The sequence below is a fragment of the Sphaerotilus mobilis genome (genome assembly GCF_004216565.1).
In the GTDB taxonomy this organism is placed as follows: Bacteria; Pseudomonadota; Gammaproteobacteria; order Burkholderiales; family Burkholderiaceae_C; genus Sphaerotilus; species Sphaerotilus mobilis.
Map to the genome: position 1 here is coordinate 668064 of NZ_SGWV01000007.1, position 17581 is coordinate 685644.

At 69.3% G+C, this 17581-nt stretch carries 20 protein-coding genes; 12 read left to right on the top strand and 8 right to left on the bottom strand.

The annotated features are described in order from the left end of the window. Nucleotides 1–75: 75 nt before the first annotated feature. The gene (rsmI, locus tag EV685_RS03230) at nt 76–1047 is read right to left on the bottom strand and encodes a 16S rRNA (cytidine(1402)-2'-O)-methyltransferase (protein ID WP_420820807.1); all 972 of its coding nucleotides are present in this window, start codon (nt 1045–1047) and stop codon (nt 76–78) included. Nucleotides 1048–1105: 58 nt separating this feature from the next. Here rsmI and EV685_RS03235 point away from each other — a divergent pair, with 58 nt between their 5' ends. The 3 genes from EV685_RS03235 to EV685_RS03245 all read left to right on the top strand — a co-directional run bounded on the left by EV685_RS03235 (nt 1106) and on the right by EV685_RS03245 (nt 2895). Further along, nucleotides 1106–1549, top strand: a complete 444-nt coding sequence (locus EV685_RS03235) for a YraN family protein (RefSeq protein ID WP_130480515.1) — start codon at nt 1106–1108, stop codon at nt 1547–1549. A 63-nt stretch (nt 1550–1612) separates the two neighbouring features. Beyond that, nucleotides 1613–2206 carry a phosphoheptose isomerase gene (locus EV685_RS03240; protein WP_130480516.1) on the top strand — a complete coding sequence of 198 codons (594 nt, stop codon included), beginning with the start codon at nt 1613–1615 and terminating at the stop codon, nt 2204–2206. Between the two features lie 32 nt (nt 2207–2238). Next, nucleotides 2239–2895, top strand: a complete 657-nt coding sequence (locus EV685_RS03245; protein WP_130480517.1) for a BON domain-containing protein — start codon at nt 2239–2241, stop codon at nt 2893–2895. A 34-nt stretch (nt 2896–2929) separates the two neighbouring features. On the opposite strand, the gene EV685_RS03250 is transcribed toward EV685_RS03245, so the two are convergent. From EV685_RS03250 to EV685_RS03260, 3 genes are read right to left on the bottom strand one after another with little or no spacing between them, the layout of a single operon-like run. Beyond that, entirely contained in the window at nt 2930–3823 is an 894-nt protein-coding gene (locus tag EV685_RS03250; protein WP_130480518.1) for an NAD(P)-dependent oxidoreductase, read from the bottom strand. A 26-nt stretch (nt 3824–3849) separates the two neighbouring features. Next, the gene (locus EV685_RS03255) at nt 3850–4986 is read right to left on the bottom strand and encodes a PilT/PilU family type 4a pilus ATPase (protein WP_130480519.1); all 1137 of its coding nucleotides are present in this window, start codon (nt 4984–4986) and stop codon (nt 3850–3852) included. Nucleotides 4987–4999: 13 nt separating this feature from the next. Further along, nucleotides 5000–6043, bottom strand: a complete 1044-nt coding sequence (locus EV685_RS03260) for a type IV pilus twitching motility protein PilT (protein ID WP_130480520.1) — start codon at nt 6041–6043, stop codon at nt 5000–5002. 65 nt (nt 6044–6108) lie between these two features. Between EV685_RS03260 and EV685_RS03265 the strand changes: the two genes are divergently transcribed. After that, the gene (locus EV685_RS03265; protein WP_130480521.1) at nt 6109–6801 is read left to right on the top strand and encodes a YggS family pyridoxal phosphate-dependent enzyme; all 693 of its coding nucleotides are present in this window, start codon (nt 6109–6111) and stop codon (nt 6799–6801) included. Between the two features lie 7 nt (nt 6802–6808). Here EV685_RS03265 and EV685_RS03270 read toward each other — a convergent pair whose 3' ends face one another. Beyond that, complete coding sequence (locus tag EV685_RS03270) at nt 6809–7426, bottom strand: Crp/Fnr family transcriptional regulator (protein ID WP_130480522.1); 618 nt, start codon at nt 7424–7426, stop codon at nt 6809–6811. 83 nt (nt 7427–7509) lie between these two features. Continuing rightward, a complete protein-coding gene (locus tag EV685_RS03275) occupies nt 7510–7980 on the bottom strand; it encodes an Lrp/AsnC ligand binding domain-containing protein (protein ID WP_130480523.1) in 471 nt (156 codons plus the stop codon). A gap of 109 nt (nt 7981–8089) precedes the next feature. Here EV685_RS03275 and EV685_RS03280 point away from each other — a divergent pair, with 109 nt between their 5' ends. The 8 genes from EV685_RS03280 (at nt 8090) to EV685_RS03315 (ending at nt 15433) form a co-directional block, all read left to right on the top strand. After that, nucleotides 8090–11227: an L-glutamate gamma-semialdehyde dehydrogenase gene (locus tag EV685_RS03280; protein WP_130480524.1), complete on the top strand. Its 3138-nt coding sequence runs from the start codon at nt 8090–8092 to the stop codon at nt 11225–11227. 45 nt (nt 11228–11272) lie between these two features. Next, on the top strand, nt 11273–11512 hold the full coding sequence (locus EV685_RS03285) for a hypothetical protein (protein ID WP_130480525.1): 240 nt from the start codon (nt 11273–11275) through the stop codon (nt 11510–11512). Beyond that, nucleotides 11509–12333 carry a pyrroline-5-carboxylate reductase gene (gene proC / locus EV685_RS03290; RefSeq protein ID WP_130480526.1) on the top strand — a complete coding sequence of 275 codons (825 nt, stop codon included), beginning with the start codon at nt 11509–11511 and terminating at the stop codon, nt 12331–12333. Before EV685_RS03285 ends, proC begins: the two co-directional genes overlap by 4 nt. A gap of 162 nt (nt 12334–12495) precedes the next feature. Beyond that, nucleotides 12496–13785: a Glu/Leu/Phe/Val family dehydrogenase gene (locus tag EV685_RS03295; RefSeq protein ID WP_130480527.1), complete on the top strand. Its 1290-nt coding sequence runs from the start codon at nt 12496–12498 to the stop codon at nt 13783–13785. A 140-nt stretch (nt 13786–13925) separates the two neighbouring features. Next, entirely contained in the window at nt 13926–14414 is a 489-nt protein-coding gene (locus EV685_RS03300; protein WP_130480528.1) for a bacteriohemerythrin, read from the top strand. 134 nt (nt 14415–14548) lie between these two features. Then, complete coding sequence (locus EV685_RS03305) at nt 14549–14833, top strand: hypothetical protein (RefSeq protein ID WP_130480529.1); 285 nt, start codon at nt 14549–14551, stop codon at nt 14831–14833. A 31-nt stretch (nt 14834–14864) separates the two neighbouring features. Beyond that, on the top strand, nt 14865–15119 hold the full coding sequence (locus tag EV685_RS03310; RefSeq protein WP_242615391.1) for a type II toxin-antitoxin system ParD family antitoxin: 255 nt from the start codon (nt 14865–14867) through the stop codon (nt 15117–15119). Beyond that, a complete protein-coding gene (locus tag EV685_RS03315) occupies nt 15116–15433 on the top strand; it encodes a type II toxin-antitoxin system RelE/ParE family toxin (protein ID WP_130480530.1) in 318 nt (105 codons plus the stop codon). The genes EV685_RS03310 and EV685_RS03315 overlap by 4 nt, the downstream gene beginning before the upstream one ends. 4 nt (nt 15434–15437) lie before the next feature. Here the strand turns inward: EV685_RS03315 and EV685_RS03320 are convergent, their stop codons facing one another. After that, nucleotides 15438–16796: a methyl-accepting chemotaxis protein gene (locus EV685_RS03320; protein WP_130480531.1), complete on the bottom strand. Its 1359-nt coding sequence runs from the start codon at nt 16794–16796 to the stop codon at nt 15438–15440. Nucleotides 16797–16855: 59 nt separating this feature from the next. Continuing rightward, nucleotides 16856–17569 (bottom strand): RNA polymerase sigma factor FliA, encoded by a 714-nt coding sequence (locus tag EV685_RS03325; protein ID WP_130480532.1) that lies wholly within the window; start codon nt 17567–17569, stop codon nt 16856–16858. Nucleotides 17570–17581: the final 12 nt, after the last annotated feature.

Sequence of the window (17581 nt, forward strand, 5' to 3'; positions counted from 1 at the left end):
CAAACGCGGGCAAACACGGGCAAACGCGGGCGGACGCGAGGAGGCGCGGCGAGGCGTGGGCGTCAACCTCAGGGTTCAATCGCCGAAGCCGGAGTCCTCGCCGTCGTCGTCCCCGTCGTCGTCCAGCTCGGCCTTGAGCGCCAGCAAACGCGTGTACAGCGCATTGCGCGGCTGGCCGCTGATGCCGGCGGCCAGCGCGGCGAGTTGCTTGAGCGGCAGCATCGGCAGCAGCGCGCGCAGCCACGGGTCGAGCGCGGCCAGCGCCGGGTCGACCGCCGTTTCATCGTCAGAGGCGGTGCGGGCCGGCGCCGGCTGGGCGTGCAGCACCAGCACGAACTCGCCGCGCCGCCGGTCGGCATCGGCCGCCAGCCAGGCCGGCAGGTCAGCGGCGGCCAGCGTGTGCAGGCTCTCGAACTGCTTGGTCAGCTCGCGGCAGACGGTCAGGCGACGCGTGGGCAGGACCTCGGCGAGCGCCTCGGCCAGGGCCTCGATGCGGTGCGGTGCCTCGAACAGCACCTGGCTCTGGCGCAGCGCCGCCGCGTCGGCCTGCAGCGCCTGCAGGGCCTGCCGGCGTGCCAGCGTCTTGGGCGACAAGAAGCCGACGAAGCGGAAGCCTTCGGCCGCCACGTCGCCCGCCGCGCTCAAGGCCGTGACGACGCTGCTCGCGCCCGGCAGCGGCAAGACCCGCAGACCGGCCGCACGCACCGCCGCGACCAGCCGCGCGCCCGGGTCCGACACGGCCGGCGTGCCGGCATCGCTGACGTAGGCGATGCGCTCGCCGGCCTGCAGCCGCATCACCACCTGGGCGGCGGCGCGTTCCTCGTTGTGCTCATGCAGCGACAGCAGCGGCTTGTGCAGGCCCAGGCGCTGCAGCAGGCCGCCGCTGACCCGTGTGTCCTCGCAGGCGACCGCATCGACCAGACCCAGCACATGCACCGCCCGCAGCGTGATGTCGGCGAGGTTGCCGATGGGCGTGGCGACCACATACAGTGAGCCGGCCGGCAACTGCTGCCCGGCGGTGGCCGCCGCGGCGGCCTGGCGCAGCAGCGGCAAGGCCGGGTCGTGCGGCAGGTTCGGGCCGACCGGTTCGGCGGAAGGAAGGGCGATGTCGTTGTTCAAGCGGTGGGGATCCGGTGGGAAGGCGCAAGGCCCGTCGGTCGATCGGCCCGCAGCGACGCCGCTGCAACGTCCCGGCATGGCCGCCGAGGACCGTGCGCTGGCCCATCTGCAGGCTCAGGGACTGCGCCTGGTCGAGCGCAATTATCGAGTCGCCCGTGGCCCCGGCCGGCCCGGCGGCGAAATCGACCTGATCATGCGCGACGGCCAGACCCTCGTGTTCATCGAGGTCCGCTCGCGCCGCGCCGGCAGCCGGCATGGCGGCGCAGCGGCCAGCGTCGGCGCGGCCAAGCGCGCGCGGCTGATCCTCGCGGCCCGCCATTACCTGCTGCGCCACCCCGATCCGCCCCCTTGCCGCTTCGACCTGGTCGCCATCGATGGCGACGACAGCCAGGCCTTGAACTGGATACCTGCCGCCTTCGACGCGGGCTGAGCAGCCCTTGCTCCGGCACGCCTCGTCACGGCCTTGTCGAGGGGGCTCGCATATCATTCCTGCATGTCAGAACAGCGCATCCAGCAGCAGTTCTTCGACAGCGCTGACCTCAAGTACGCCGCTGCCGAGGCCCTCACGCGACCGATCGGCGATGCCGTGCATGCCGTGCTCGGCTGCATCACCGGTGGCGGCAAGGTGCTGGCCTGTGGCAACGGCAGCTCGGCCGCCGATGCACAGCGCCTCGCGGCCCTGCTGGTCGGCCGCTTCGAGCAGGACCGGCCAGGCCTGGCCGCCGTCAGCCTGTCGAGCGACACCTCCGTGTTGACCGGGGTTGGACGCGATCAGGGCCTCGAACAGATCTTCGCCCGGCAGGTGCTCGCACTCGGTCAACCCGGTGATGTCTTGATCGCGCTGAGCACCAGCGGCAACGCCGCCAACGTGCTGGCCGCCGTCGAGGCCGCGCACGAAAAGGAAATGACCGTGGTCGCCCTGACCGGTCAGGGCGGCGGCGCGATGACCAACGCGCTGGCCGAGACCGACGTGCACATCTGCGTGCCGCACCAGCGCACCGCCCGCATCCTCGAAGTCCACCTGCTGGTCATCCACACCCTGTGTGACGTGATCGACCTGCAACTCCTCGGAGAAACCGACGCATGAGCCACCGCGACCTGATCTTGAACCGAACCCCGATGAACACGAAGAAACTTGCCGATCGCACCGCCCAACGCACCGCCCATCGCACCGCCCGCTCCCTGTGTGGCCTGCTCGCCGGTGCCGGACTGCTGGCCGCGCTGTCGGGCTGCGCGCCGCTGCTGGTCGGCGGTGCCGCGCTGGGCGGCGCGCTGGTCGCCACCGACCGTCGCACCTCGGGCACGCAGCTGGAGGACCAGGGCATCGAGCTGAAGGCTCAGAACCGCATCAGCGACGCGGTGGGCGACAAATCGCGCGTCCGGGTGACCAGCTACGACCGTCAGGTGCTGCTGACCGGCGAGGTCTTCAGCGAGGCCGACAAGGCCACCATCGAGGCCGCCGTCGCCAAGGTCGAGAACGTGCGCAACGTCGTCAACGATCTGGTGGTGGGCTGGCCGGCCTCCGCCGCCGACCGCTCGCGCGACCTGCTGCTGACCACCAAGGTCAAGGCCACGCTGGTCGATGCCAAGGACCTGACGGCCAATGCCTTCACGGTCGTCACCGAACGCGAGACGGTCTACCTGATGGGCAAGGTCACCGAGGCCGAAGCCACCCGCGCGATCGACCTGATCCGCACCATCTCCGGCGTCAAGAAGGTCGTGCGCCTGCTCGACATCATCACGCCCGAGCAACTGGCCGACCGCAAGCCGCGCTGACACCGGGCCAGGGCGGCTGGCGCGGCCAGCAAGGTCAGCGCAGCCGCTTGATCAGGCTGGACGTGTCCCAGCGCTGGCCGCCCATCTGCTGGACGTCGGCATAGAACTGGTCGACCAGCGCGGTGACCGGCAGTCGGGCACCGTTGCGGCGCGCCTCAGCGAGCACCAGACCGAGGTCCTTGCGCATCCAGTCGACCGCGAAGCCGAAGTCGAAGCGGTCGTCCACCATGGTCTTGCCGCGGTTGTCCATCTGCCAGCTCTGGGCCGCGCCCTTGCTGATCACGTCGAGCACCTGGTGCATGTCCAGGCCGGCCTTCTGGCCGAAGGCGATGGCCTCGGACAGGCCTTGCACCAGCCCGGCGATGCAGATCTGGTTGACCATCTTGGCGAGCTGGCCCGCGCCGCTCTCGCCCAGCAGCGTCACGGCCTTCGAGAACGCCATCGCCACCGGCTTGATGGTCTCGAAGGCGGCCGCATCACCCCCGCACATCACCGTCAGCACGCCGTTGACCGCACCGGCCTGACCGCCGGACACGGGCGCGTCGATGAAGGCCACGCCACGCCCGGCCGCCACAGTCGACAGCTCACGGGCGACCTCGGCCGATGCGGTGGTGTGGTCCACAAAGACCGTGCCGGCGGCCATGCCGGCGAGCGCGCCGTCATTGCCCAGCACGACCGAGCGCAGGTCGTCGTCGTTGCCGACGCAGGCGAACACGATCTGCGCGCCCGCGACCGCCTCGCGCGGCGTGGCCGCATGGGTACCGCCGTGTTGCGCGGCCCAGGCGGCCGCCTTGCTGGCGGTGCGGTTGTAGACCGTCACCTGATGACCGGCGGCGGCGAGGTGGCCGGCCATCGGCCCGCCCATCACGCCCAGACCGAGAAAGGCGACGCGTCGCGACGGGGTGGATTCGTAGGTCTTGTTGCTCATGCAGGAAGTTTCCAAAGGAACGGGAATCAGACGATCGACAGGTGCTCGGTGCCCGAGCCGAAGTCGGTGTTGCGTGCGCGGTGGCTCTTGAGCTTGATCTGCAGGCGCAGGTCGTTGACCGAATCGGCGTTGCGCAGGGCGTCCTCGTAGGTGATGTAGTGGCTCTCGTAGAGATCGAACAGCGACTGGTCGAAGGTCTGCATGCCCAGCTCACGGCTCTTCTTCATGATCTCCTTGATCTCGGCCACCTCGCCCTTGAAGATCAGGTCGCCGATCAGCGGCGTGTTCAGCAAGATCTCGACCGCCGCGATGCGGCCGTTGCCTTCCTCGCGCGCCAGCAGGCGCTGGCTGACCATCGCCTTGAGGTTGAGCGACAGGTCCATCAGCAGCTGGCTGCGGCGTTCCTCGGGGAAGAAGTTGACGATGCGGTCGAGCGCCTGGTTGGCGCTGTTGGCATGCAGCGTGGCCAGACACAGGTGGCCAGTCTCCGAGAACGCGACGGCATGCTCCATGGTCTCGCGGTCGCGGATCTCGCCCATCAGGATCACGTCGGGCGCCTGGCGCAGCGTGTTCTTCAGCGCGGCTTCCCAGCCCAGCGTGTCGATGCCGATCTCGCGCTGCGTGACGATGCAGTTCTTGTGCGGGTGCACGAACTCGACAGGGTCCTCGATGGTGATGATGTGGTCATAGGCCACCGTGTTGCGGTGGTCGACCATCGCCGCCAGCGAGGTGCTCTTGCCCGAGCCCGTGGCGCCCACCATGATCACCAGCCCGCGCTTGGTCATCACGATGTCCTTGAGGATGTGCGGCAGCCCCAGCTTGTCGATGCTCGGCAGGTCCTTGGGAATGGTGCGGAAGACCATGCCGACCTGGCCCTGCTGCATGAAGGCGTTGACGCGGAAACGTCCCACGCCCTGCGGCGAGATCGCGAAGTTGCACTCCTTGGTGCGTTCGAACTCGGCCGCCTGCTTGTCGTTCATGACCGAACGTGCCAGCGCCAGCGTGTGCTGGCCCGACAGGGCCTGCGGCGACACCTTGGTGACCTTGCCGTCGACCTTGATGGCCGGCGGGAATTCGGAGGTCAGGAACAGGTCCGAGCCGCCGCGCGAGACCAGCAGGCGCAGCAGGTCGTTGATGAATTTCGATGCCTGGTCGCGTTCCATGCGGGCTCCTGGATCAACCGGGGAAGTTCTCGGGGGTGCGGGCGATCATGCGTGCGTCCGCCGCTGCGACATATCCACGTCGCACCAGATCGGCCAGACACTGGTCCAGCGTCTGCATGCCCTGGGCCTGCCCGGTCTGGATGATCGAGTACATCTGTGCCACCTTGTTCTCGCGGATCAGGTTGCGGATCGCCGGGCTGCCCAACATGATCTCGTGCGCCGCGATGCGGCCGCTGCCGTCGCGGCGCTTGAGCAGCGACTGCGAGATCACCGCGATCAGCGACTCCGACAGCATCGAGCGGACCATCTCCTTCTCGCCAGCCGGGAAGACATCGACCATCCGGTCGATGGTCTTGGCCGCACTGGACGTGTGCAGCGTGCCGAACACCAGGTGGCCGGTCTCGGCGGCGGTCAGCGCCAGCCGGATGGTTTCCAGGTCGCGCAGCTCGCCCACCAGGATCACGTCCGGGTCCTCGCGCAGGGCCGAACGCAGCGCGTTCGAGAAGTTGTGCGTCTGCGTGCCGACCTCGCGCTGGTTGACCAGGCACTTCTTGGATTCGTGCACGAACTCGATCGGGTCCTCGACCGTCAGGATGTGGCCGAACTCGTTCTCGTTGCGATGGTTGACCATCGCCGCCAGCGTCGTGCTCTTGCCCGAGCCGGTCGGGCCGGTCACCAGCACCAGGCCACGCGGCTTGAGCGACAGCTCGGAGAACACCTTCGGGCAAGCCAGTTCCTCCAGCGACAGCACCTTGCTCGGGATGGTGCGGAACACCGCGCCCGCGCCACGGTTCTGGTTGAAGGCATTGACCCGGAAGCGCGCCAGCCCCTGGATCTCGAACGAGAAGTCGCACTCCAGCGTTTCCTCGAAGACCTTGCGCTGGGCGTCGTTCATGACGTCGTAGACCATGTCGTGCACCGCCTTGTGCGGCAGCGGATCGACGTTGAGCCGCCGCACATCGCCGTTCACCCGGATCATCGGCGGCAGGCCCGACGAAAGATGCAGGTCCGAGGCCTTGTTGCGCACCGAAAACGCCAGCAGCTGGGTGATGTCCATGGGGGATATGGGGCCCGCCGCACGATGCGGCAAGTTGGGCCGGAGTTGGTCTAATCCGGACGATTATGCAGACGATCACCTCTCGCTTGGGCACCGTTCGGACCCGCCTTGACCAGGCCTGTCAGCAGGCCGGCCGACCGGTCGCCGACGTGCAGTTGCTGGCTGTCAGCAAGACCCAGCCTGCCGACGCGGTGCGCGCCGCCCACGCCGCCGGCCAGTGCGCCTTTGGCGAGAACTACGTCCAGGAAGCCCTCGACAAGATCGCCGCGCTGGCCGACCTGCGCGCCCAGCTCAGCTGGCATCTGATCGGGCCCTTGCAGAGCAACAAGACACGCGTCGTCGCCGAGGCCTTTGACTGGGTCCACAGCATCGACCGCCTCAAGGTCGCCGAGCGCCTGGCCGAACAGCGTCCCGCCCACCTGCCGCCGCTGAACGTCTGCCTGCAGGTCAACATCAGCGCAGAGGCCAGCAAGAGCGGCGTCGCTGCGGCCGATGTCGCAGCGCTGGCCCGGGCCGTCGACGCCCTGCCTCGCCTGCGCCTGCGCGGCCTGATGGCCATTCCCGAACCGGCCGCCGACCTGGCCGCGCAGCGCATCCCCCACCGCGCCCTGCGCGAGCTGTTCGAGCAGCTGCGCGCCAGCGGCCTGTCACGCCTGGATACCTTGTCGATGGGCATGAGCGCCGACCTGGAGGCGGCGGTGCAAGAAGGCGCAACGGTGGTGCGGGTGGGGACGGCGGTGTTTGGCGGGAGGGCTTGAACCCGCATCAACGCAACGGCGCAGCTGCGGCCAGCGTTCGCTGCGCATCCCGCGACAGGCGCTCGGCAACCAGTTCCAGGAAGAAGAAGCCGAAAGCCGGGTTCTGGAAGTACATCTGCCGAACCTCGTCGTAGCTCAGCATCAGCAGCGTGCCGGCCTGTTCGCAGACCACCGTCTGGGTGCGCCGGTGTTCGCGGGTGATCAGGCCCAGTTCGCCGATCACGTCCCCTTCCGTCAATGCGACATCCGCCTCGACCGCCCGGAAGCGCCCGCCGAGCACGAAGCTGACCTCGTCGGCCGCATCCCCCCGCCGGAACAGCGTCTCGCCGGCCGCCACCTGGCGCGAACGCGAAAACGGCTTGAGCCAGTCGATCGACAGCCTCCCGAGGCTCGCCTCCCGGATCTGCCGGGTCAGCCGCAGCAGCTGCCGCAGCCGCCACACGTTCAGCGGCAACAGCGTCAGGTGCAGCAAGAGCACCGGGTAGACGCTGCCGACCGCCCCATACGAGATGAAGGCCAGGTTCGCGGCGATGCCCGCCATGCGCAGGTGCAGCATGGTCTTCATCGAAAACGTCGCCAAGGTCAGCAGGGCACCGGCGTAGCCGAGGGTGTCGATCCAGGACATGAAAGTGGGCTCCTTGGGCGCGCGGCCGGTTTCCAGACAGGGTCCGCCACGGGGTCAGCGCGCGCAGAGAGCCAGACGGCCGCTCAGATTTCGATCGCCGCCGTGTTCTTGACTTCTTCCATCACCACATAGGTGCGAGTCTCCCGCACACCCGGCAGCGTCCAGATCACGCTGCCGATGAACTCGCGGTAGGCGGCCATGTCGGCAACGCGGGTCTTCAGGAGGTAGTCGAAGCCGCCGGCGACGAGGTGGGCTTCGAGGATCTCGGGGCGGACCTGGACGGCGGCCTTGAAGGTGTCCATGACGTCGTGCACCGTGCGGTCGAGCAGGACTTCGACAAAGACCATCAGCCCGGCGTCGAGCAGCTTGGGGTTGAGCCGGGCCTCGTAGCCGAGCACATAGCCGTCGCGGGTCAGGCGACGCACCCGTTCGAGCACCGCGGTGGGCGACAGGTGCACCGCCTCGGCGAGCTTGAGGTTGGAGATGCGGCCGTCGGTCTGCAGCAGGCGCAGGATCTTGCGATCGGTCTTGTCGAGGTCGGCGATGGTTTTCATGGCTCCCTGTGCATTGGATTTCTTGCGGTGCCGACCACCATCTTTGGCGAAAAATTCAAGGGTGGCAAGCGTACTGTTGCGGCATTCACCAAAGACGCCGAGGTTCGCGATGATCCAGACCCAGCCTTCCCAGAGCCCATTCCAGCCCACGCCAACGGCCCTGTCGCCGCTGGCGGGTGACCGTCTGCCGTCCCCGCTGCGCGACGAGATCGAGCAAGTTCAGCGCCTGCTGGGCGCCCTGACGGGGCCGGCCGCGCAGGCGCCGCTGGCGTGGTCGCGGGTGATGGCCACGGCCGCCCCCTGGGTCGAGGCGGTGCGGCGCCAGCCGGCCCCTTTCTGGGCGCTGGAATCGCTGCTGCACGAATACCCCATCTCCAGCGCCGAAGGCCTGGCGCTGATGCGGCTGGCCGAGGCCTTGCTGCGGGTGCCGGACACGGCCACCGCCATGGCCCTGACCGCTGACCAGCTGGGCCGGGCCGACTTCAGCGCCCATGCGGCCGAACATCAGCGCAGCGGTGCCAGCGCGCACCCGCTGGTCGCGGCGCTGGCGGCACGTTCGCTGGACTTCTCGCGCCGCCTGCTGCCGGAGACCGACGGCGCCGGCCAGCCCGGGCTGCTGGCCCGGCTGGGCGGGCAGACCGTGGTGGCGGCCACCGTGCGCGCCATCCAACTGCTGGGCCGCCAGTTCGTGCTGGGTCAGTCCATCGGCGAGGCCTTGAAGACCGCCCGCGCCGACCGGGCCGAGCACCGCAGCCGCGTGCACAGCTACGACATGCTGGGCGAAGGTGCCCGCACCGACGCCGACGCGCAGCGCTACCTGGCGGCCTACCACGGCGCCATCGCCGCCATCGGCGCACAGGGCCGTGCCGCGTCGCCGGAATCGGCCGACGGCATCTCGATCAAGCTGTCGGCGCTCGATGCCCGCTACGAGGCGGCCCATGCCGACACCGTGGCGCAGCGCCTGCTGCCGCGTGTCATCGGCCTGGTCGACGCGGCCGCGCGGGCCAACATCAACCTGACGCTGGACGCCGAAGAGAGCGAACGCCTGGAGCTGTCGCTGTGGGTGCTGGACGCGCTGGCCGCGCACGCCCGCAGCGCCCATCCGCAGTGGCAGGGCCTGGGCCTGGCGGTGCAGGCCTATCAGACCCGCGCTCTGGACACGGTCGCCGCCGTGATCGCCATCGCCCGCACCCACGGCCGACGCCTGATGGTGCGGCTGGTCAAGGGCGCCTACTGGGACAGCGAGATCAAGCGGGCGCAGGAGCTGGGCCTGGCCGCCTACCCGGTCTGGACCGACAAGCGCCACACGGATCTGAGCTACCTGGCCTGCGCGCAGGCCTTGCTGGCCGCGCCGGACTGCGTCTACCCGCAGTTCGCCACCCACAACGCGGTCACGCTGGCCGCCATCCTGCAAATGGCCCAGCCGGCCGTGGGTGCCGCGCACCCGACCACCCCGCGCTACGAGTTCCAGCGCCTGCACGGCATGGGCGAGGCGGTGCATCGGGAGGTCGAAGCCAGCCTGGCGGGCCGTCCTGACGCGCCGCCGCTGCGCATCTACGCGCCGGTCGGCGAGCACCGCGACCTGCTGGCCTATCTGGTGCGACGGCTGCTGGAGAACGGCGCGAACAGCTCCTTCGTCCACCAGCTGGCCGACCCGACGGTGGACCTGCCGACGCTGCTGGCCTCGCCGCTGCTGCCGCCGGCCCGGTCGACCTTGCCGCTGCCGACGGCGCTGTACGGCGCCGGCCGCGCCAACAGCGCCGGCCGCGATCCGCACATCGCCGCGCATCGGCTGCCGCTGCTGGCGGCGCTCGACGCCTGGCGTCATCGGGGACACGCACGACCGGCCGATGCGAGCCTCGCCGAGGCCGATGCCGCGATGCGCGCACTGGCCCGCTTCCAACCGAGCTGGAACGCCACGCCGCTGGACCACCGCTGCGCCGTGCTGCAACGCGCCGCCGACCAGCTCGAAGCGCGCCTGGACGAGTTCTGCGCACGGCTGGTCCATGAAGGCGGCAAGACCCTCGGTGACGCGGTGGCCGAGGTGCGCGAGGCGATCGACTTCTGCCGCTACTACGCCGAACAGGCGTCGACCCGGCTGGCGCCGCAGGAACTGCCCGGCCCGACCGGCGAGCGCAACACGCTGCGCCTGCATGGCCGAGGCGTGTTCGTCTGCATCAGCCCGTGGAACTTCCCGCTGGCGATCTTTGCCGGCCAGGTGGTCGCGGCCCTGGTCGCCGGCAACACGGTCGCTGCCAAGCCGGCCGAACAGACCCCGGCAGTGGCGGCGGCCTTCGTCGCCCTGCTGCAGGACGCCGGCTTGCCGGAGCAGGCGCTCACCTTGCTGCCGGGCCCGGGCGAGACGGTCGGCGCGGCGCTGGTCGGGCATCCGGCCTGCGGCGGCGTCTGCTTCACCGGTTCGACCGCCGTGGCGCGCGCCATCCACCGCACGCTGGCCGACCGGCCGGGCGCGATCGTGCCGCTGATCGCCGAGACCGGCGGGCTCAACGCGATGGTGGTGGACTCCAGCGCACTGCCCGAGCAGGTCGTCGACGCGGTCGTGCAGAGCGCCTTCCGCAGCGCCGGCCAGCGCTGTTCGGCGCTGCGCCTGCTGTGTGTGCACGAGGAAGTGGCCGACAAGCTGCTGGAGATGCTGGCCGGCGCCATGGCCGAGCTGCGCCTGGGCGATCCGCGCGACGCGGCCAGCAGCTGGGCGGTCGACGTCGGTCCGGTGATCGACGCCGAAGCGCACGCCCACTTGTCGGCCCATGTCGAACGCCTGGACGCCAGCGCCCGGCGCATCGCCCGCACGGCGCTGCCGGCGACGTGTGCAACCACCCACATCGCCCCGGTCGCCTACGAGATTGCGGGCCTGGAGGCGATGCGCGAGGAGGTCTTCGGCCCGGTGCTGCATGTGCTGCGCTGGACCGGCCCGGTCGACGCGCTGGTCGACGGCATCAACGCCATGGGCTACGGCCTGACGCTGGGCGTGCACAGCCGCATCGACGGCCGCGCCCAGCGCATCGCCGACCGCGCCCGCGTCGGCAACGTCTACGTCAACCGCAACATGATCGGCGCGGTGGTCGGCGTCCAGCCCTTCGGCGGCGAAGGCCAGTCCGGCACCGGCCCCAAGGCCGGCGGACCGCACTACCTCTACCGCTTCTGCAGCGAACAGACCTTGACGGTCAACACGGCGGCTGCGGGGGGGAATGCGACCTTGCTGGCGGGGGCGGGGCGATCGGATTGATGGATCGGACTAGCCGTATATTCCTCGGCCGCTGGAGCCCGAGCCATGACGATCGACCCAAACATGAACATCGATGAGGACCGACCTGATGCCATTGCGGTGGTCGACGCTCTCGCAGGCCTGCCCGCCGACTTCCTCGAAGACGGCCGCGAAGATAGCCCGCCTCAGGAGCGTGACGATCTGAGCGGTACCCAGTTTTCCTTGCCAAACCGTATCGACGCACATTCGTACGACTTTTCCAGTCCGTCCACAACCAACCCCAATCCCGAGAGCCGCCGAACATGAGCACCCCCTCCTCCCCCACCCTCGCCTTCATCGGCGGCGGCAACATGGCCAGCGCCATCATCGGCGGGCTGATCCGCGGCGGGACGCCGGTGGGGCGGCTGCTTGTGGTCGAGCCCTGGGACGTGCAGCGCGACAAGCTGCGGGCGGACTTCGGGATCGAGGCGCTGGCAGAGGCCGGGCCGGCGCTGGCGCGGGCCGATGCGTGCGTCTGGGCCGTCAAGCCGCAGAGCTTCAAGGATGCGGCCGGGCCTTGCGCGGCGCATGTCGGCGGGGCGCTGCACCTGTCGGTGATGGCGGGCATCCGCAGCGACGCGATCGCGCAGGCGGCCGGCACCGAGCGGGTCGTGCGCAGCATGCCCAACACGCCGGCGCTGATCGGCATGGGCATCACCGGCCTGTATGCCCGCGCGGCCGTGACGGCGGCGGATCGTGCGCTGGTCGAGCACCTGCTGGCCGCCACCGGCGAGCGGCTGTGGGTGGCGCAGGAGAGCGACCTGGACGCCGTGACCGCGCTGTCGGGGTCCGGTCCGGCCTATGTCTTCCACTTCATCGAGACCATGATGGCGGCGGCCGAGCGCATGGGCCTGGGTGCCGAGGCCGGCAAGCAGCTCGCGATCGCCACGTTTGCCGGCGCGACCGAGCTGGCGCGGCGCAGCCCGGAGACACCGGCAACGCTGCGCGAGCGGGTCACGTCCAAGGGCGGCACGACCTATGCCGCGCTGACATCGATGGACGCCGCTGGCGTGGGCCCGGCCTTCATCGCCGCGATGCTGGCCGCACAGACCCGCGCCCGCGAGCTGGGTGACGAGTTCGGGCGCTGAACGCCTGACAGGCCGGTGCCAGACCGGCCGTACACGGATGAAGTCCACGCCCGGTCGGCATGTCGGCCTTGCATCACGTCGGTGCTCAGGCGCGGGGAGCGGCTCCTACATTGGCCGCTCCACCACGGCAGACCAGCCCGTCACGAGCGGGCCGCACACGACATGTCCCACGCACCCCTGTCCTACATCCACCCGTCCGCCCACAGTCCCTGGAGCACGTATCTGTCTCAGGTCGACCGGGTGCTGCCCTACCTGGGCGACCTGGCCCGCTGGGGCGAGACGCTCAAGCGCCCGAAGCGCGCGCTGATCGTCGACGTGCCCATCGAGATGGACGACGGCAGCGTCCGCCACTTCGAGGGCTACCGGGTTCAGCACAACCTGAGCCGTGGCCCCGGCAAGGGCGGTGTGCGCTACCACCCGGACGTGACGCTGGAAGAGGTGATGGCGCTGTCGGCCTGGATGACGGTCAAGAACGCCGCCGTCAACCTGCCCTACGGCGGCGCCAAGGGCGGCATCCGGGTCGATCCGCGCAGCCTGTCGACCAAGGAACTGGAGCGCATGACGCGGCGCTACACCAGCGAGATCGGCATCATCATCGGCCCGAATCAGGACATCCCGGCGCCGGACGTGGGCACCAACCCGCAGATCATGGCGTGGATGATGGACACCTACTCGATGAACATCGGTGGCTCGGCCAGCGGTGTCGTCACCGGCAAGCCCATCCACCTGGGCGGCTCGCTGGGCCGGGTCAAGGCGACCGGGCGCGGTGTGTTTGTCACCGGCCGCGAGGCGGCACGCCGCATCGGGCTGGACCTCGACGGCGCCAAGGTGATGGTGCAGGGCTTCGGCAACGTCGGCTCGGCGGCGGCCGAGCTGTTCGGCCAGGCCGGCGCCAAGATCGTTGCGGTGCAGGACCACACCGGCACCATCGTCAACCCCAAGGGGCTGGACCTGTCCGAGCTGCTGCCGCTGGTCAAGCGCCAGGGCGGCGTGGCGGGCTTTGCCGGCCACCCGAGTGGCGCCGAACGGATCGACGACGAGGCCTTCTGGGACCTCGATTGCGACGTGCTGATCCCGGCGGCGCTCGAAGGCGTCATCACCCCGGCACGGGTCGAACGGCTGAAGGCGAAGCTGGTGCTCGAAGGCGCCAACGGCCCCACCCTGCCCGAGGCCGATGACGCGCTGGCCGAGCGCGGCGTGCTGGTCGTGCCCGACGTGATCTGCAACGCCGGCGGCGTGACGGTCAGTTATTTCGAGTGGGTGCAGGACTTCTCCAGCTTCTTCTGGAGCGAGGACGAGATCAACCTGCGGCTGGACAAGATCATGGTCGACGCGCTGCGCCGCATCTGGGACACCGCCGACCGCTACCGCATCACGCTGCGCACCGCCACCTTCGCGGTCGCCTGCGAACGCATCCTGATGGCGCGGCAGGAGCGCGGGCTCTACCCGTGATCGGCTGAGACTGACGGGGCACGGGCTTGCGTCTCTTGTCCTGACGCAAGCTGGCGTCTCTTGTCCTGACGCAAGTCCGCGCCCCGGCGCGTCGTCTAAGCTCCGCCGCCTTGCCTGACCGAACGACATGGAGCCCCACGATGACGCTGCTCGCCTGGACCGACGAACTCGCCACCGGCCACGCCGAGATGGACCAGACCCACCGGGAGTTCATCGACCTGCTGGACCGGGTCGAGGCCGTGCGCGGTGCTGACGCGGCCACGCTGCTGCCGGTCTACGACGAGCTGATCGCGCACACCACCGACCACTTCGGCCGCGAGGACGCCTGGATGCAGGCCAACGGCTTCGCTGCCGAGAACTGCCACAGCCTGCAGCACACGCAGGTGCTGACGGTCCTGCACGAGGTGCGCAAGCGCATCGTCGAACAAGGTCAGGTGGAACTGCTGGGCGAGCTGCTGCCCGGCCTGGTCCAGTGGTTCGACGGCCACGCCCGCGCCGCCGATGCCGGCCTGGCCTCGGTGATCGCCGAGGCCGAACAGGCCCGCGCCCAGGCCACTGCCGAAGGTCGCGCCTGCGAACCCGCAGCGGCCATCGCCGGCTGCGGCAGCCTGAGCTGCAGCGACGCCTGAAACGCGAAATCAGGCGGGTTTCCTGCCTGACATCTGGCTGACAAGCGGAAGCGGCAGGACTAGAGTCGAACCCGAACTCGCCGCCTTGCCGCATCCCCTGCCGACCCCGCGCGAGTCCCTTCAGGAGGCCCGCAATGTCGCTGCAGCAGCTCCAGGATTTCAAGCACTGGCACCTTGGCCACCCCCGAGGCCACACGGTCGAGTCCGCCGTCTGCGACGGCATCCTCTGCGCCTGGGTGATGGGCTGGATGGCCCTGCCGGTGATGCTGGTGCTGCAGGAATGGAACTGGCTCCCGCTCTCGCTGGCGAGCCACCTGCTCCCGCTGGGCTACTGGTCGCTGCGACGCCGCCTGCACCGCAGCGGATGGCTGCGCTGTGATTGGCTGCATACGGTGCAGGGGCGCACGGGCCCGCGTTGACAACCATTGCCAAGCCATCCACCATCGGTGCATGAGCACGACCAGCACCATGAACATTGCGCTGCCCGAACCGCTTCGTGCCTACGTGGCCGAGCGGGTCGCGTCCGGCCAATATGGCAACACCAGCGAATACGTCCGGGACCTGATCAGGCGCGACCAGCATGAGCAGGACCTGGCACGCCTGCGTCGCATGCTCGAAGACGGACTGGCCAGCGGTGCCCCACGACCGGACACCGATGAGGACTGGCAGGAGCTCGAAGCCATTGCCCGTGGCGATCTGGCGTGACGGTCTGCGTCTGGCGACCTCGCGCCCGCGAGGACCGCAAGGCCGAGGTGCGGTACTACCGGCTCACAGCAGGCCCTGACGTCGCTGAACGTCTGGTCCGGGCGCTGTCCACGGCCCAACAGATGCTGCTGAGCAACCCCGCGATCGGTTCACCCAGGCTGGGCCAAATGCTCGGCATCACCGGGCTGCGCACGTGGCGCATCGAGGGATACCCGATGAGCTACTGGTACGTCGAGCGACCAGGCGTCGTCGACATTGTTCGCCTGGTCGGCCATCGCCTGGACCCGAGTGGCATCAGCGTGCCAGCCGAGTAGCCGCTTAGAACTTGAACGCCAACCGCAGCCCACCCCAATGCCGCCCGCCGACCTGGATCGGTGCGCTGGCTTCCTTCATCAGCACGTACTGGCCGCCGCCCATGTCGCGGCGGTAGGTCTGGAGCAGGAAGGGGCGCTGGTTGCGGCCGGAGGCGAGGCCGGTGCGGTCGTTGAAGATGCGGCGGTAGCGGCTGTTGGCGGTGTCCCAGGCGAGGTCGCCGCGCTGCGGGTGGCAGTACTTGCGGTTGTGGGTGGCCACGTAGCCGTTGCGGTCGGTGGCGATGCAGAAGACGACCTTGTCGCTCCAGCCCAGCATCGGTTCCTGGATCGACGGCAGCAGGTCATCGGACAAGGCCGTGTGACGGGCGAGGTGCTGCGCCGGGGTGGTGCCGGCGATCGGCTGGTAGTGCTCGTCGAACAGGTCGGCCATCGAGATGCGGCCCTGCGCCACGGCCTGCTCGAAGGCTGCCGAGACACGCCCGGCGGCTTCCTGGACCGCGCGGATGAACGGGGTGTCGACGGTCTCGATGCCGCTGCCAGCCAGGTCGTCGATCAGGCTTTCGGACAGCTTCAGGAAACGGTCGCTGCAGCCCATGGCGTCATCGAGGTTGATCATGGCGGCTTGCATTTCGGCGCCCAGCACGTGGGTCTTGTCGCTCACCGCCGCACAGGTGGTGCGGCTGAGCACGGCGGCCTCGTCGATGCGGGCCACACCGGCCTCGACACGCGCAAAGGCCAGGTGGATGCCACGGGTCGGCGCACGGTCTGGCTCGACCCGGATGTCCTGGGAAAAGGTTTCGATGCGCTCATCGAGCTGCTTCAAGGTGCCCATGATGGTCTTGGACGACGTTTCGACCCGTCCGGCCAGATCCTTCACCGCATCGGCCACGACGCCAAAGCCGCGTCCGGCATCGCCGGCCCGCTTGGCCTCGACCGAGGCGTTGAAGGCCACCAACCGGGTCTGCAAGGCGATCTGGGAGATGTCGCCCGCTGCGGCCGAGACCTGCTGCAGGACGGTGACGATGCCTGCCACCTCGTCGGCCACCTGGCGTGCGACCTCGCGGGCATGGGCCACGGCGGCCAGGCTGGCTTCGGTGGCGCCGCCGATCGCCGTCTGGGCGGCCTGCACGGCATCGAGTTCGAGGTTGAGTTCGCCCAGCGCTTCGACCTGACGAACGACGACCTTCTGGGTGTCCTCGATGGCGCCGCGCGCCTGGGCCGCGTCACGGCCGATCTGCGAGGCCTGGCCGGACAGCCGGCCGATCAGTTCAGGGTCGAGCACCGGCCCGGTCGGCTCGGCCGGTACGGTCGTTTGCAGGTCCGGGTTGGGGTCGCGGTGGCGACCGCGGAAAAAAGCCAGCATCGGCGGTCTCCAGGTATGGACTCGGGACAGGCCGAATCAGGTCGACATCGATGCGCCGCTCACCAGGCGCGCAGCTTGGCGCGCAGGCGGGCGATCGACTGGCTGTGCAGTTGGCAGACCCGAGATTCGGTCACGCCCAGCACGGCCGCGATTTCCTTGAGGTTCATGTCCTGCTCGTAGTACATGCTCATGACGTACTGCTCGCGCTCGGGCAGGTTCTTGATCGCGTCGACCAACGCCTGGCGCATGCGGTGGTCGTTGAGCTGCGCCAGCGGATCGCCGCCCTCGTCGGCCACGTGGCGGTCGAGGTAGTCGTTGTCGCCGTCGTCGCCGCCGATGTCCTCCAGATAGATCAGCTGGGTGCCACGCACCTTGTTGAGCAGGTCCTGGTATTCGGCCAGCGTGACGCCGAGTTCCTTGGCGATCTCGCTTTCCTGCGGCGTGCGGCCCAGGCGCTGTTCGAGGCGGTGCACGGCACCCTCGATGTCACGCTGATGCTTGCGGTTGCCGCGGCTCATCCAGTCGGTGCCGCGCAGCTCGTCGAGCATGGCGCCGCGGATGCGCTGGGTGGCGAAGGTCTCGAACTGCACGCCCTGGCCGCTGTCGAAGCGGCTCAGTGCATCGGTCAGGCCGATCATGCCGACCTGGATCAGGTCGTCGATCTCAACGTTGGCGGGCAGCTTGGCGATCATCTGGTGGGCCAGCCGGCGCACCAGCGGGCTGTACTGCTTGAGCAGCGCGTTGACGTCAAGTTGTCCCTTGGCGGTGTACATGTGGGTCTCCGC